Origin of the sequence: Pseudoalteromonas sp. 23_GOM-1509m (assembly GCF_000518425.1) — a bacterium.
Taxonomy (GTDB): Bacteria; Pseudomonadota; Gammaproteobacteria; order Enterobacterales; family Alteromonadaceae; genus Pseudoalteromonas; species Pseudoalteromonas tetraodonis.
Map to the genome: position 1 here is coordinate 324,751 of NZ_JADO01000009.1, position 16,209 is coordinate 340,959.

A 16,209-nucleotide genomic window follows, 5' to 3' on the forward strand; every position below is an offset into this window, starting at 1 on the left:
TATGACATCATTACAACCCACTCAATTATTGAATACTGAAGAGCGTATTAACCAAGCCGTGGCACTATTAAAAGCGGGCGAATGCGTTGCCTTACCCACAGAAACTGTATATGGCCTTGCTGCCGATGCGAGCAATAGTGATGCTGTAGCAAAAATATTTGCCGCTAAAGGGCGCCCAACAAACCACCCATTAATTGTGCATATTCCTGAACTATCACATGTGCACTACTGGGCAAAAAATGTAAATAAGGCAGCGATTACACTTGCTGAAGCCTTTTGGCCAGGCCCGCTCACACTTATTTTAAATGCAAAAGATAATTTAAATAGCCCTGTAACAGGTGGCTTGAATAGCATTGGTTTACGCGTACCAGCACATCCGCAATTTTTAGCCGTTTTAAAACAATTAAATACTGGGCTTGCAGCTCCCTCAGCTAATCGCTACAAACAACTAAGCCCAATAAATACAGCCCATGTTATGCGCGATTTAAATGGCCGAATTAGCGCGGTATTAGAGGGCGGTCAATGTGATGTGGGTATTGAATCAACGATTGTTGATGCCACCACTGAGCAGCTTCGCATTTTACGCCCAGGACCTATATCCGCTGCAGATATTTTGCAAAAAACCGGACTGAATGTCACTACACCGCTTTCACACAATGAGGCAGTGCCTGGCAATGTAAAAGCGCATTACCAGCCACATGCTCCTGCAATACTTATTAATAGCGCAGATTTTCCAAGTGTTTTGAGTAAAACACCGCATTTGCAAACACATTATTTAATCTATTCAACCAAGGCAGAGCAACAGTTATTAGCTAATCACATTTCGCCTCAGTACATTACTAAGCTAAGTGCTTGCCCTGTTGAGTATGCTAAAAACATGTATAAAACGCTGCATCATATCGATGAGACAACACCGATGAATATTTATATCGAAAAGCCGCCAGTAAGCAGTGAGTGGGGGGCTGTGAATGACCGCCTTAGCCGTGCCACCACAGTATTTGCAGGATAAGTTAATTAACCGTTAGGTATTCAATAACCGTTGCTGCTGCCACTGGTTTATAAAAGTAATACCCCTGAAAACGTTTACAGCCAATATCAACTAACATATCAAACTGTGCCTGTTCTTCCACGCCTTCAGCTATAACACTTAAGTTATGGCTGTTTGCAATTGCAATAATACTTTGCACCATACTATTTGATTTAGAGTCCACCAAAATATCATCAACAAAGCTCTTATCTATTTTCAGTTCATCTATCGGTAAGCGTCTCAAAAGACTCAGTGATGAATAGCCTGTGCCAAAATCATCCATTGAAAAGCGTATTCCACGTGACTTTAAGCTCTTAATCGTATCAATCACATGTTCAAGATTATCCATAAAGAGGGATTCTGTTATTTCTAAAATGATACTTTGCGCAGTAACATTGTGCGTCTCTAAACTGTGTAATAATGTAGGAATAAATACACTACTTTGAAATTGCATTACTGAAATGTTTATTGCCAATTCAAGAGGGGTATCGCTGTGTTGCTGCATTTTTGCAAACTCACCAATAGATCGCGCTAAAACAAAGTCACCAATTTTAAAAATTAAATCACTTTGCTCTGCAATAGCAATAAACTCAGCGGGTGATACCATACCAAGCTCACCATCTTGCCAACGAATGAGCGCCTCCATAGCATGGATTTTACCCTGTTCATTTACTTGGCACTGATACGCCATAGACAATGACTGCTCGTTTAACGCCATATTAAGCCGCTCTTCTACTTTTAAACGACGTAAGTAAGCTTGTTTAATATCAGCATGATAATGACACAGCCATTGGCCGGTATCTTTTGCCCACTGGTTAGCTAAATGCGCACTTCGTACGAGCTTACTCTTTGTTATACCATGCTCTGGATAACAGGCTATGCCCACACTTATATTAAGTAATCGTTCACTATTGTTGGTTTCATATTGCTGGATTGCTGACTCTAAAATATGCTCGAATGCACGTCTGTTTTGCTCATCAAAAGTGTGAGGTGCAATAATACAAAATTCATTCCCACTATTTCTAAATACTAAATAGGGTGATAAAAATGTTGTTTTTAAAAAGCCAGCAAAGGTTTTTATCGCCAAACTCCATGCCAAAGCGATTATTCATAGAACGCAAGTTGGTAATGTTAATGATTGCTAAGCTAAACGATGTTTCTTTTTTCTCTTCAAAGCTATCTCGTAACGCTTTTCGATTTGGGAGTTTGGTCAAATCATCATGTCTTGAAAGATGGAATAGCTCATCAATACGCTTTTTTTCAGCACGTGCAATAAGCCTAAAACCAAAAAATAGCACCATACAAATAAACACATAAACTAGGACATACAAGCCAACTTTCCAATAATACAGATTTTTTATTGGTTGCATCGCCATTTGTGACAGAGTCCACAACTGATAACGGTTATCAAATTTTGCTGAGGTGATATACGGTTTGCCTTTTACCGTCGTTTCTATGCTAAACACTTCCTCGGAAGATTTAAGTGTTTGCTTTGTTTTACCTGTTTGCTCTATCAAAGCATTACCCGATAACCCCAATACCTCTTTAGTCTGGGTTTTTATATAACTTGCTATATCTGCATCTCTAACCGAGCTGTATTGAATAAAGCCATCTATTTCTCTTGCTAGCATGATGTAATCATCACGATTACTTTGCAAAATATTTAAGTACTTAGTCCCTCTCGACACCGCCATACCTGCCGTCATAACCGCGATTACTGTGCCGCTCTTATCGCGTAATGCTTTTCTTATTGGGATGACCCACTCTTGTAAAGATTCATTAAAGTAAGTCTGTCCTAATACCATTTTGTCTGATACGAGGGTTTGCGCAAAGCTTTGGCGTGTATTTTTATTTTCTTTCAGGTTGATCATGGTTGAAGCGTTTAAGTTTGAGCTGTAATAAATAATCTCGCCTTGCGGATTAAACAGTCCAAAGCCTAATAACACGGGATTTTCTAGCAAAATATTATCAAGAAGTTTAATTGTCGACGTTTTTTCATGTAAATTATTATTAGAGAGAATATCTCTACCAATTAAATCTAGCATCAGCTCTTTATTTCTAAGGGTGCTTTTAAGTGCTTGCGCAGAAAATTCCACACGATTTTGGGAGCTCGTGCGGTAATCTTTTTTGATGTTTTTCCACTCGTAAACCAAAAGCACGCTTAATAAAATTAAGCCACCCAACAGCAAAAAACAGAAGAGTTTCCATAAATTATTTTTTATTAGTGCCATCTAATTCTCACAACCCCGCCACAACCTGTTTGGTAGTGTGTTATGTATTTGGGCTCTTAAAAGCACTTTATGGCTAGCTTGGTTTTTTTTCAAGCTATTTTATTGCAAAATTAAGAAAACACACACAAATAAACACCTTTAATTAACAATAAAGGCAACATTAATTAACAACCAGCAAGCTCGATAAAAGCATTATTGTTATTGCTAAGCTAAGGCCTCGTTGTGTCCTTGCATTTAATAAACGATATTATTAAGCGACCATTGTAGTTTATTTATTAAATATAATATTGATTTAAAACAATAGCTTTAGTTGTAAAATGTAATTTAAACCAGCTCATGTATGAAGTCGTTTTGTTTAGTCATAATTTTGCAATAATGATCGGTAATAATAGCTGCATTATTAATCAAAAATAGCATTTGAAGCCCCTCATGAGCGAATCTATAGTGCAACTTACCTTTGCACTTCCGTCATTTGAAGATCCTATGTCTGCGGCAATGAGCCACAGCATGGAATTTGAAACGCTATCGCAGGATGCTAACAGTCAGCATCAAATCACACTGCAATGCGTTTTACCTGAGGCTGCTCATGAAAGTGATATTATTTCACTCAGCGCAACTGAGCCAAATGCACGAGCGGCTCAATACTACACAGAAAAAACACTCAATTTATCTGATTTAGAACAAGGGCGAGTCAACCTGACTTTGAGTCAAATAGCACATAGTCATGATTTTGTGATGCAAATGATTTTGCATGGTAAGCACGGCACGTTAAAAAATAGTTTGCAGTTTGATATGCATATTAACCAATTTGGTAGTGGTTATACTGCACCTGCAACTTATATAGCGCCGCCTAGGCCGCATCGGGTACGTCAGTATTTCGCTAATATGGGAACAGCTTTACTTTCGCTTTTTTAGTTATTGGCGCACAATTTTCCACTGGTTTTTTATTACTCAATCAGCAAAGCTCACTTTACCCATAGTTATGTCTAAAATCCCTTGGTTGTTATTATTTAAGCCTTGACGTTGCCCTGCCAAACATTCATTTGCCAAAATAGCAAACAGCACGGCCTCTTTGGCATCAGGATTTACGCCTAAATTCTCGGTGTTTTTAAACGCCTTAATGTTTGGGCAGTGCATCAGTAATTGCTCCATTAATAATGGATTATGAATACCTCCACCACTGGCATACACTACACAGTCTTGGGTATGTTGAGCACAGTCATTTAATGCCTTAGCAATCGTAGTGGCAGAAAGGGCATTTAAAGTCGCTAAAACATCTTCGTGGTTTAGTCTTTGTGTCGTTGAATGCATTTGTGCCGCCCGTAAATAAGCTAAATTAAACACCTCAGGTCCGGTTGTTTTAGGCAGAGGTAATTTAAAAAACGCGTTATCTGTAAGCGCAGCAAGAAGCTTTGTATTCACTTTACCAGCTTTGGCAAGTTTAGCTCCCTCATCATAATGGAGCCCTTTAAAATAATGCTGTACATAAGCATCCATAATAGTATTGCCAGGGCCAATGTCAGAGCTAAAGACCGCTCCAGTATCGCCGTTTTTAGGTAAAAATGTTAAATTAGCAATGCCCCCCATGTTGAGTAAAATACGATTTTCATTTGGGCTGGCAAAAAACAAATAATCTCCATACACAGCTAATGGTGCGCCTTCACCACCAGCAGCAATATGCTTTTGCCTAAAGTCACCTATCGTGGTAATGCCTGTAGTAACCGCTATTTGATCGCTGTCGCCAATTTGTAGCGTGCCATTTTTAAAATCGTGGTGGTTATGTTGGGATTGCGGGCAGTGATAAATAGTTTGCCCGTGACTGGCTATTACATCAATATCGGCAGGATTTACTTGCCACAGTGCTAAACACTGATTAACCATAGCACCATGGAGTTTACCTACCCACGGATGTAACAAAGTCAGCAATTCTAAATCGCATTCGCGCTTAGCAAACACCTGTTTTATTTTAGTTTTATACTCGTCGTTGTACTCAACCGTGGTGAATTTTAATACCTCTATTTGGGTATGCAAACCCGCTCCGGTTATTTTACATAGCGCCACATCTAAACCATCTAAAGAGGTGCCACTCATTAGGCCAATAATTAAACGACTAGGCTTTTTAGCGCTATTATAAAGGGCGGCAATGTGTGGGTGCATAGTGACTCTGTGTAGGTACTTTTTATTATATTTTAAAAGAGTTTAAAGCAAAGTTATAGCTGTATACACTTTAATTTTAAAAAGATAGTTTCATTGTTTAAACGCCTAAAGCTTGCTAGGTTATTGGTTGATAATAATAAACTTATTTACCATATGATGATTTTACGTGAGTTCAAGCAACACGATACCTTTCAAATCGTAACCATTTTGAACAATCAACAAGTAGCTCGCTATTTGTCCTCTAAAATTCCATTTCCGTATACGCAGGCAGATGCGAATTGGTGGATAAACGAGGGAGCAAAATGTGGCATCATTAAAGCCATCGAAGTTGACGGTCTGTGCGTTGGTTGCATCGGTATTACCCCTGGTGAATTTGAGTATAGCCGCAGTGGCGAAATTGGCTATTGGCTTAGTCAGCAATATTGGGGGCAAGGTATTATCACCCAAGCCATTGGGTTGATTACTAAAGAAGTGTTTAAAAGTACTAATTTAAACCGTATTTATGCGGCTGTATTTGCTGGTAATGCGGGCTCAATAAAGGCGCTGCTTAAAAGTGGCTTTAATACCGAGGCTATTTTAAAACAAGCAATTTATAAAAATGGTCACTATTTTGATAGCCATATATTTAGCATGCTAAAAACAGAGTAATTATTCTAATTAAATGTTTGCAAAGGTTGAATTAACCCCCTCTCGCCCAAAGCTCGTGTATCAAGGTACAAATTTTATCTGCCTATCCGCGCATTATTGTTGAGCCGTGTATTGTTTTAAAGCTTAAACATTCGGTAATAGGTGGTTTTTTCACTTTATTTTGGAGATTTTTATGTCTACAACTAGCCGTCAATTTACTTTAGCCTCGCGCCCACATGGCGCCCCTACCAATGACAACTTTGAATTTAAAAGCAAAGAGCTTCCATCGTTAAAAGAGGGCGAAGTACTGTTGCGTACAATTTACTTATCATTAGACCCCTACATGCGTGGCCGTATGAGCGATGCTAAATCGTATGCCGACCCTGTCGAAATTGGTGATGTAATGGTTGGTGCAACGGTGTGCCAAGTAGAAACATCTAAAAACGATAAATTTAGCGAAGGCGAATGGGTATTAGCGTACACAGGTTGGCAAACTTACGCCATCTCAAATGGCGAAGGCTTAATGTCATTAGGTAAAGAACCAACAAACCCTTCATACGCATTGGGTATTATGGGTATGCCTGGCTTTACCGCCTACATGGGTTTACTCGATATTGGCGCCCCTAAAGCAGGTGAAACCGTGGTCGTTGCAGCAGCAACGGGACCTGTTGGTGCAACGGTTGGCCAAATTGCTAAAATTAAAGGCTGTAAAGTGGTTGGAGTTGCCGGTGGCAGCGAAAAATGTGCTCATGCCGTTGAAAAGCTAGGCTTTGATGCCTGTATTGATCACAAAGCCGATGACTTTGCCGAGCAATTAGAAAAAGCATGTGACCAAGGCATTGATGTTTATTATGAAAATGTGGGCGGAAAAGTGTTTGACGCCGTATTACCTTTGCTTAATACCTCAGCGCGCGTGCCTATCTGTGGTTTGGTATCGCAATATAATGCGACCAGTTTGCCTGAGGGCCCAGACCGAATGGGCATGTTAATGGGACAATTACTAACTAAGCGCATCAAAATGCAAGGCTTTATTATTTTTGATGATTATGGCCACCGCTATGACGAATTTGCACAAGACATGCAAAAATGGCTACAAGACGGAAAAATTCAATACCGCGAACATCTGGTAGAAGGCATTGAAAACACCATCAGTGCATTTAACGACATGATCAGTGGGAAGAACTTTGGTAAAACCGTAGTAAAGATTAACAGCCCACTATAATAACATTCAGGCTGTGTTGTAATTCAACACAGCTCAATAAGGAAGAAAATGATTAAACTACACCATTTAAATAAATCTCGCTCTAAACGTATTATTTGGTTACTAGAAGAGCTTGAGGTCGATTACGAAATTGTTGCTTACCAACGTAACACTGAGACTTTTTTAGCCCCTGATGAGCTTAAAAATGTGCATCCGCTGGGTAAATCGCCAGTTATAGAAGATGATGGCTTAGTGATTGCCGAGTCTGGCGCTATCACAGATTACCTGATCACTAAATATGGCAAAGGTAAATTTGCCCCAAAAGCAGGCACCCCTGATTACGTTGACTACCAGCAATGGCTACATTTTGCAGAAAGCTCAGCAATTTTACCGCTTTTACTCAAAATGTTTGTGCAAAAAGATGGTGCTAAAACCCAGTTTTTAGAGGGCTATGCTGATGCAGAAACCGCTAAAGTGATTAGCTATTTTAACAGCCGTCTTGAAGGCAAGCGTTATTTAGTGGGAGATACTCTCACTGGTGCCGATTTTATGATGTCGTTTATTGTTGAAATCGTTAAAAATGCAGGCCAGTTAGAGCACTTTAAAAACCTGGTTAAATACGATGAGCAATTACAATCTCATGAAAAATTTCATACCGCTAACGAGTTAGAAGCCAAGTACGACTAACTTACCTTTCGCTTTGATTGTGGTTTCACAGTCAAAGCGATACCCGCTTTTCTATTCAGGTCTATCAAGATAAATTTGTTTAAAATCATTAAAATGTGCTTCAAAAAGTGCAACTAAGTTTGGATCAAAATGATTACCTGCACCTTTAATTATTTCCGCTTTTGCGTCATCCATACTCCAAGGCTCTTTATAACAACGGCGACAACATAACGCATCAAACACATCAGCAATCGCAGTAATTCGTCCCTCTAAACTGATTTCTTGCTGTTTTTTTGCGTGCGGATAACCGGCTCCATCCCAACGCTCGTGATGATCAATCGCAATGTTTGCAGCCATATCAATAACAGGATTAGCTGTCCCTTTGAGAATTTCCCAGCCCTTAGTGGTATGCTGTTTCATAATTTCCCACTCGTCAGCATCTAATTTTGCCGGCTTGTTTAAAATGAGATCTGGTACACCTACCTTTCCTACATCATGTAATTGCGCAGCTAGACTAATTTTATCGCAGTACGCTTGATTTTGATTATGCAGCTGCGCGAGTAATTTTGCATATAAGCCAACCCTAATTACGTGAGATCCCGTTTCCTTGGAGCGCGACTCCATGGCACCTCCCATCAGTGAAATAGCCAGCTGCTGGGTTTCTTCAATTGAATTAGCTAATAATAAACTTTCAAATGTGAGAACAACATTGCCCAAAAACAAGTCAACAAGCTGTTGCGCTTCTTTTTTAACCGGTTGCAATGATTGAAATGCGAGTATTGAATCTAGACCTTTTTGTGAATGATGAAAATAAACATAATGATCTTCTGCAATAAAATTCTGCTTGGTTTGTTTCGCCCTTAAAAAGTACTCTTGATGCTTTTTCGGAATACTATCAATACCACTTCCCGTGAACAGATGTATACCTGAGACTTCCCCTTCAATCATTTGCAACTTTTCATCTAACTGACAAATACCAAATACTTTAGGCGCATCAATATATAAATTGGCCGAGCTCATATTCAGTACAAGTTTTAACTCTTCCATGACAACAGAGGTAAACTCTACCAAGTCACCAATTTGGGTAATGGTAGAGATAGCTTTTATTAGTCTTTTTAAATTATAGCGGTGAGTTTGTAGCATACAAATATCGCGGTAGGCTCGTAAAGAGGTATAAAAAATCAATTCAAGATCTTGGCTTTGCAGTTGGCTCTTCGCTTTATAGCCATCAATATCATAATCGCGAATAACACTGCGCTCAGGCGCAACCCCAGGCTGACCTGTTCGCAAAATAATTCGACTATAACCATTTTGTAAGTCTTGGCGAATAAATCGCGCAAGATCTAATCCTGCATGTTCTGTTTCCATTACGACATCTAGTAAAATTAATGCGTAACGTTCTGAGCTTTGTAGTTTCTCTTTCGCCTCAGTTGCACTGTACACACTGTGTAGTTCAACAGGGCGTTGCTCAAATTCAAAGCGCTTCATTGCAAGTTGAGTTACCTGATGCACCGAGTCATCGTCATCAACAATTAAGATTTTCCATGGCTTAGCATTGCTGTTGGCAACCGCTTTATCTGTCACTACATCATCTTGTAACCACTCCATAAACACACCCTGCTATTAATTAATTCGGTGGCGTTACCGGAAATTGAATGAAAAAATAAACGCCCGTGGATTCTTTTTGCTTTACTGCAATTTGCCCTTTCAGGCGGTGAACTACGAGGTTATAAACAATATTCATCCCCAAGCCACTGCCGCCACCCGCTCTATTTGTAGTGTAAAACGGGTCAAACACTTTTTTCTGAACTTCATCTGTCATGCCTTGACCACTGTCTTGATAATGAATACAGACAGAGTCTGAGTACTCAATATGAACACTTATCTGCCCTTTTTTTCTACCATTTTGAAAACCGTGAATAATTGAATTCATTACTAAATTAGTGAAAATTTGCGCTAAGGCACCGGGATCAGTATACACTTCTGGCTCAGGCTCCGTTGCACTAATGGTAATATCAACCGGTGTTGCTTTAAGGGTATGATAGAGGCTTTTTAGCACCTCATTAAAATAACTACTTACATACAAATTACGTAATTCTTCGGTTGTTTGATCAACCGCTACACGTTTAAAACTGCTTATTAAATCAGCGGCACGTTGCATGTTTTTTAGCAAAATGTCACAGCTTAAATCAACTTCACTAATAAACTCACTAAACTCTGTTTTACTTAAGGTGCCAGAAGCCACTTTGTTTTTAGTTTCGATTAACATTTCTCGCAAATGAGATGTCGCTGTAACACAAACACCTAACGGTGTATTCACCTCATGTGCCACACCACTGACTAAACTTCCAAGTGAAGACATTTTCTCTGCTTCAACAAGTTCCTGCTGAGTGCGACGAAGCTCTATGGTTTGCTCAAGTAGAGCTTGCTCTGCCTCATGGCGTTTACTCGACATTAAATTAATAGAATCAGTTAAACTGTCATAAGGGCTGCGCTTAGAAACTGTTTGAGAAAAATCCCCAGCTGCAATCGCAGAGCAAACCTGATCAATATCTTTACTGGCTTTAATTAAACGCTCAAAGCTTCTAAACATGGTGCCAAGCTCATCCTTTTGAGTCATATACTTTTGAACATGAATAGATAAATCTCCATTAGCTAGCTGTTCAACAGATTTAATCGCAATATTAATACGCTTGGTTGTTCGGTTAATAAAATACCAAAAGAGTAAAAACACCAGTAATACACTTGCAAAAGCCGCTGCCAATAATGGGCTAAATTGCGCTTGAATAGGCCCAATAATATCGGTTTCAGAGCGACGCACTATCACTGTCCAATGCCCAGTGGCAACCTTGGCTTTATCAAAATAGAATATTCCAGAATCAAAAGGATCGTTAGCAGATAATATTTCTCTTGCTTGCCCCTGTGATTTTAGCTGTTTGGCTATACTTGCATAATCTGTGTCTAAAATGGCTTTCGTTTTTAGTCCTGAATGATTTAATGTCGTGGCAATCACGTTGTCACGTTGGCTGAGTAACAAAACATCAATTTTTAGTTGCTGCTTTATGGTTTGTAAGAATTCCGTTATATCAGCAAGTGCTCTATCTACACTTGCCATACCGACAAATTCGCCATTAATAATAATTGGCGAACTTTGTTCAACCAGCATTCTTCCCTCGTAAACATAGGGCTCAGTGATCATCGTCTCGGTATTACCATCACGTAAAAACTGTTGACGTACTCCCTCATAATAAAGACTTGATTCCATATCGACCAAGGGCTCAAGTAACAAACGTTCAGAGTCATTAAAATCACGATGCCAATAAGGTAAAAAACGGCCAGTTTGGTCTACATAAACGCCCTCTTTTAACGGTGGAGCATTAGTATAGGCTTGATCTTGATTATCGGCATTAGGCTCATAACCAAACGAAGCCCCCACAAATGAAGGGTTCATTTTAAGCACTGCACGAACAAAATTAATACTTGCTTCTCTATCACCAAACAACCCATTTTGCTGTGCTAAGGCCATAATCTCTGTAGTGCGTACCGCTAATTGCGTTTCTTCATTTACCTTCGCGGCAATCGTATCTGCCGTCTGGCTTAAATTTAGTTTTGCTTGTATAACAGCCTGATTAAGGCTAGTTGAATACCAATAACTCAAAATACTGGCAATAATGAGCATGACGGGCAATGCCAAATACAGCAGCATCTTTCCTTGCAAAGAGTGTATGAGTGGTAGTCGCATAATTTTAGGCTTAAACAAGCAAGCCAACATCCTGAGGATCTGAAGTATTAAGCTTAAAAATTAGACTATAAAAACTTTCTAGGCAAATCAATTGTGTAGAAATTAATGCAGAAGCGGGGTATTAAAATACCCGCTATATAACAGACAAGGTTGTTAAATAGAGTATCGCTTGGAAACAAAAGCGTTATTTATATAATTTATCAGACTCGCTGAGTTGTAGAGCAGACTGTAAAGTTCTTATTGTTTAATCGACCAACCGATAACCCACAGCGGGTTCAGTTAATATGTATTTTGGACTAGCAGGGTTAGCTTCTAGTTTTTGTCTGAGCTGCGCTACATGTACCCGCACATATTCAGGACGATCTATGTACTGCGCTCCCCAAATATGGCTTAAAATTGCATTATGAGTGAGTACTTTATCTTTATTTTGAAACAGCAATAATAATATTGCGTACTCTTTTTTAGTCAGTTTTATCTCATTCCCCGAGGTGGTTACTATGTGCTTTTGTGGATCTATTTTTATATTCCCACAGGTAAACGCCACACTCGGCTGACTTTGGGTGCGCAATAACACCCGAATTCTGGCGAGTAACTCATTCGCGCTAAACGGTTTGGTAATATAGTCATTTGCTCCATTATCAAGCGCGGTTACCTTTTCAACTTCGCCATCTCGCGCTGACAGCACCAAAACAGGTAAGGCACTCCATTGTCGAAACTCAATCAGCCAGTCTTGACCGTCCATATCTAACAAGCCTAAGTCTAATAACACAAGATCATAACTTTGCTCACTTAAACGTGCAAAACCATCTAAGCCTTTATCACAAATACTTAGCTCGTAACCACTGGCTTGCAACAAGGTTTTTAAAAAGCTTTGTAAAGGGGGAGAGTCTTCCAATATTAAGATTTTAGTCATTGTCTTTTTCCCAGATCAATTTTGCGTACGCCATCTGTGTCTCGTTGTTAATTGTTAATGTAAATGTACCTTGGTGAAATTTAGCCACCACATCACAAATAATACTGCCCAGCCCAACGCCTTCATCGCTACTTGTTTGCGCTTTAGTGATCACGTTATTAGTGAGAAGTAACTGATAACATACCTTTTGCTGATTGCTACTTTGAGTAAATTCAACGCTCACCTTCCCATCACCATAACGCCATGCATTTTCGAGCATATTAGCTAGCGCAATTTCTAATAAAGTCACATCCCCTATGCATTTTGACTGAGCGTCTATATTGGTATCTATAACAAAATGAGTGAGTTGCTGCTGTCTGCGAGCTTTGGCTTCACTGAGTAATGCTTGTAAGTTTATTGTTTGCCAACATAGGTTTTCACCCATTTTATTAACTCGGCTTAACTCCATGACTTTATCAAAGTGTTGATTAAGTATTTTACTTTGCTCATAAATATTACTCGCTTGCTCTTTTATCACGCTGTCGCTGAGGGTAATTTCATCATCTGCAAGCATGCTGGATGCGCCCATAATAGTTGCCAATGGTGTGCGTAAATCATGTGACAAACTACGTAAAAGTGCATTTTTAGCGCGTTCTAATTCCGCTTGCACCGAAATAGCAGCCGACTGCTGGCGTAATAACGTTTTTTCATGTACTTGATAAAGCAGCGAGATAGCGGTATCAGCAAAAGCTTTTTGCCCTTGCGTTAACCGTTTAGTAAAATTAAACCCGCCCCAGCTCGGGTTAGCCTCACTAAGTAATATAAATTCACTGTTGCCTCGCGGTGCTGCAGGCATAAATGTGCAAGATGCATTTAAATGCTTACCGATCCGCTGTACAAAGTACTTTTTTTGTTCGTCCAGCGTATCTAGGCTATTTAGGTCTTTGGCCAGTTCATACAAGGTGCGGCTATTACTTGCGTGTAATTGCACATCTCTGACTTTAGTACTGAGCTCCCCCGCCAATTGACTGATCACAAAACCAACAATTAGCATAACAATAAAAGTTACTAAATATTCTATGTTTTCAATATGAAAAGTAAAATTAGGGGCAACAAAAAACCAATCTGTACATGCGACACTTACTAAAGTGGTCAGTATCGCAAGGCGACGGTTACTACGTACAGCAACCAAAGTCACCCACAATAACTGAAGCATTACAATATCGGTTGTAGTAAACCAATTACGTACAGGGAAAATGGCCATAACCACAATTAATGGCATTATTACCGCCAAAAAAAATGCTTTATACCACCTTGGTTTGGCCTCGACCTGATTCATTAATTATTCCTCTAACATTTGAGCACTTAGGTTACTGCCTTTTCGATATTGCCTCTATAAAGTTTTTATAAAGTTTTTTATCTCGTTCGTTAAATCTTTATAAAGCTTTGCAGTGCAGCGCTGACTTTAGTATTTGATCCCGTATATTCAACTCAACTTTAGTGATTGCGTGTTACCTGCAATAGGTATTTGATAAGGCGTATTGATGATAAATTGGAAAATCACCTTAAGACTACTCGCCTTTCCTATTATTTGGATGGGAGTGGTGCAACTAGTATTCGCAGCGCTTTCATTATTTATTTTTAAAGATCGCGTTATTAGTGCGTTTCTTATTTCTGGCGCAACGATGATCTCAGTCGCTTTAGCGCTACTTATCAATTTACGTAAAACAGATTATACCGGCGCAACATTCAGAGATGCACTCATTTACGCCACAGTAACGTGGATTATAGCCGGTGTGTTAGGCGCTATTCCCATTTTGGTTGTCACTGGCGTTAACTTTAGCGATGCAGTATTTGAGTCAATTAGCGCCTTAACTACTACTGGTGCAACCGTGCTATCAGGGCTCGATAACATGCCTGCTAGCTTTTTATTGTATCGACAATTTTTACAATGGATGGGCGGTTTAGGCATAGTAATTTTTGTAGTGGCTATTTTACCTATGCTGAATATTGGTGGCATGAAATTATTAAAAGCAGAAACCCCAGGCCCCATTAAAGACGAAAAATTAACTCCGCGCGTTGCCAGTACCGCGCATTATTTATGGGGTGTTTACTTTGCAATCACGCTACTTTGTATTTTAGCCTATTACGCTGGTGGAATGAGTTTATACGATGCGATTGCACATGCCTTTACCACAGTTTCAACTGGGGGGTTTTCAACGCATGATGCCAGTATGTGGTATTACCGCAGCCATTTACTGCTGTGGATAGCTAATGTCTTTATGCTTGCAGGTGCGATTAACTTTGCCTTGCACTTCAAAGTGGCGCACAAAAGAGCCATTACTAGTTATTATCACGATGAAGAAACACGTTATTTTATTTATATCGTCGTGTTTTTATCAGTTCTTTTAACCACCATGTTGCTGCTTAAAGACAGCTACTCAAATGTACTTGAAGCATTTAGTTTCTCCACATTTCATATTATTTCTTTTATTACCAGCACCGGTTATGGCGCAGCAGGCTTTACTGACTGGCCAGCTGAGGCTGGGTTTTTACTGGTTATTGCTGGCTATCTTGGTGGTTGCGCAGGTTCAACCGCTGGCGGAAATAAAATAATTCGTAACATTATTGTTGGCAGAATGATTAATAACAATATTAAACAGCTACTTCATCCAAGAGCGATATTTACACTTAAATATCAAGGTTCGCCCGTTAAAGAAGATGTACGCCATGCAATTATGGCATTTATGACCTTTGCTGTTGGTACAAGCTTACTGTTTACAATGTTACTTATGGCAACGGGTCTTGATTTTTGGAGTGCATTTACTGCGGTAGCTGCTTGCGTCAATGTACTTGGCCCTGGGTTTGGTGAAGTTGGCGCTAACTTTCAACCCGTTTCAGATACCGGTATTTGGATACTCTCGGTCGCTATGATCGTAGGCCGGTTAGAATATTTTACTGTTTTTGCACTTTTTACTCATAGCTTTTGGAAAAAATAACGAGGAATAATATGGCACATTTTACAGTGATTGGTTTAGGTCGCTTCGGCATTGCAGCAAGTCTTGAGTTAATTCATTTAGGACACACAGTGACTGGCGTAGATAGTAACCCAAAACTCGCCGAAAAGTATGTTGAGCATTTATCTGAAACCGTCGTTTGCGACTCCACCGATGAAGCCGCACTTAAAGAGCTTGATTTAGCGAGTAGTCAGGCTGTTTTAGTGGCGATTGGGGAAGATATGCAATCGAGCATTCTGTGCACGCTTGCATTAAAAAACTTAGCTGTTGAGCAAATATGGGTAAAAGCGAGTACTAAAGCCCATCACACTATTATCTCTAAATTAGGTGTAACACGCATTATTCACCCTGAGGAAGAAATGGGGGTGCGCGTTGCACAAGCGCTTAATTACCCGATAGTGAACGACTATATTTCATTAGGCAATGGCTTATACGTTGTTGAAGTAAGTATAAAAGCTCACCTACATAAAACAAAACTAGGGCATCTACTCAGAGAAATAAAAGGCACTGTAGACCCTCTATTGGTAAAGCGCGCCAAGCAAACGTTTGTCAAACTTGATGACGACTTTGAGTTACATACCCACGACACCTTACTGCTATCAGGTAGCCGAGTCGAATTAAACTATCTAGCTCCAAGGCTCTTATAATC

13 protein-coding genes and 1 pseudogene are annotated in these 16,209 nt (G+C 39.6%); 7 read left to right on the plus strand and 7 right to left on the minus strand.

Annotated features, from left to right (window positions below; genetic code table 11):
• Nucleotide 1 precedes the first annotated feature (1 nt).
• Nucleotides 2-1,009, plus strand: coding sequence for an L-threonylcarbamoyladenylate synthase (locus tag N523_RS0103270; protein ID WP_028834280.1), 1,008 nt, complete (start codon nucleotides 2-4; stop codon nucleotides 1,007-1,009).
• 1 nt (nucleotide 1,010) lies between these two features.
• Here the strand turns inward: N523_RS0103270 and N523_RS19615 are convergent, their stop codons facing one another.
• Complete coding sequence (locus tag N523_RS19615) at nucleotides 1,011-1,745, minus strand: putative bifunctional diguanylate cyclase/phosphodiesterase (protein ID WP_442960085.1); 735 nt, start codon at nucleotides 1,743-1,745, stop codon at nucleotides 1,011-1,013.
• Nucleotides 1,746-1,877: 132 nt separating this feature from the next.
• Nucleotides 1,878-3,258, minus strand: a pseudogene (locus N523_RS19620) (sensor domain-containing diguanylate cyclase); the annotation flags it as partial.
• A gap of 429 nt (nucleotides 3,259-3,687) precedes the next feature.
• Here N523_RS19620 and N523_RS0103285 point away from each other — a divergent pair.
• Nucleotides 3,688-4,173, plus strand: coding sequence for a hypothetical protein (locus tag N523_RS0103285; protein ID WP_013462913.1), 486 nt, complete (start codon nucleotides 3,688-3,690; stop codon nucleotides 4,171-4,173).
• A 36-nt stretch (nucleotides 4,174-4,209) separates the two neighbouring features.
• Here the strand turns inward: N523_RS0103285 and N523_RS0103290 are convergent, their stop codons facing one another.
• Nucleotides 4,210-5,415 carry an anhydro-N-acetylmuramic acid kinase gene (locus N523_RS0103290; protein WP_028834281.1) on the minus strand — a complete coding sequence of 402 codons (1,206 nt, stop codon included), beginning with the start codon at nucleotides 5,413-5,415 and terminating at the stop codon, nucleotides 4,210-4,212.
• A 153-nt stretch (nucleotides 5,416-5,568) separates the two neighbouring features.
• On the opposite strand from N523_RS0103290, the gene N523_RS0103295 reads away from it, so the two are divergent.
• The 3 genes from N523_RS0103295 to N523_RS0103305 all read left to right on the plus strand — a co-directional run bounded on the left by N523_RS0103295 (nucleotide 5,569) and on the right by N523_RS0103305 (nucleotide 7,930).
• A complete protein-coding gene (locus N523_RS0103295; RefSeq protein WP_028834282.1) occupies nucleotides 5,569-6,063 on the plus strand; it encodes a GNAT family N-acetyltransferase in 495 nt (164 codons plus the stop codon).
• Between the two features lie 172 nt (nucleotides 6,064-6,235).
• Entirely contained in the window at nucleotides 6,236-7,264 is a 1,029-nt protein-coding gene (locus N523_RS0103300) for an NADP-dependent oxidoreductase (protein ID WP_013462909.1), read from the plus strand.
• A 48-nt stretch (nucleotides 7,265-7,312) separates the two neighbouring features.
• Nucleotides 7,313-7,930 (plus strand): glutathione S-transferase family protein, encoded by a 618-nt coding sequence (locus tag N523_RS0103305; protein ID WP_028834283.1) that lies wholly within the window; start codon nucleotides 7,313-7,315, stop codon nucleotides 7,928-7,930.
• 51 nt (nucleotides 7,931-7,981) lie between these two features.
• Here N523_RS0103305 and N523_RS0103310 read toward each other — a convergent pair whose 3' ends face one another.
• From N523_RS0103310 to N523_RS0103325, 4 genes are all read right to left on the minus strand, one after another.
• Entirely contained in the window at nucleotides 7,982-9,517 is a 1,536-nt protein-coding gene (locus N523_RS0103310; protein ID WP_028834284.1) for an HD domain-containing phosphohydrolase, read from the minus strand.
• Nucleotides 9,518-9,536: 19 nt separating this feature from the next.
• Entirely contained in the window at nucleotides 9,537-11,651 is a 2,115-nt protein-coding gene (locus N523_RS0103315; RefSeq protein ID WP_231485771.1) for an ATP-binding protein, read from the minus strand.
• 244 nt (nucleotides 11,652-11,895) lie between these two features.
• The gene (locus tag N523_RS0103320) at nucleotides 11,896-12,564 is read right to left on the minus strand and encodes a response regulator (RefSeq protein WP_024602614.1); all 669 of its coding nucleotides are present in this window, start codon (nucleotides 12,562-12,564) and stop codon (nucleotides 11,896-11,898) included.
• Complete coding sequence (locus tag N523_RS0103325; RefSeq protein WP_028834286.1) at nucleotides 12,557-13,882, minus strand: DUF4118 domain-containing protein; 1,326 nt, start codon at nucleotides 13,880-13,882, stop codon at nucleotides 12,557-12,559. The genes N523_RS0103320 and N523_RS0103325 overlap by 8 nt, the downstream gene beginning before the upstream one ends.
• 205 nt (nucleotides 13,883-14,087) lie before the next feature.
• Here N523_RS0103325 and N523_RS0103330 point away from each other — a divergent pair, with 205 nt between their 5' ends.
• Nucleotides 14,088-15,542, plus strand: coding sequence for a TrkH family potassium uptake protein (locus tag N523_RS0103330; RefSeq protein ID WP_028834287.1), 1,455 nt, complete (start codon nucleotides 14,088-14,090; stop codon nucleotides 15,540-15,542).
• An 11-nt stretch (nucleotides 15,543-15,553) separates the two neighbouring features.
• A complete protein-coding gene (locus N523_RS0103335) occupies nucleotides 15,554-16,207 on the plus strand; it encodes a potassium channel family protein (RefSeq protein ID WP_016899132.1) in 654 nt (217 codons plus the stop codon).
• The last annotated feature ends 2 nt before the right edge of the window (nucleotides 16,208-16,209 follow it).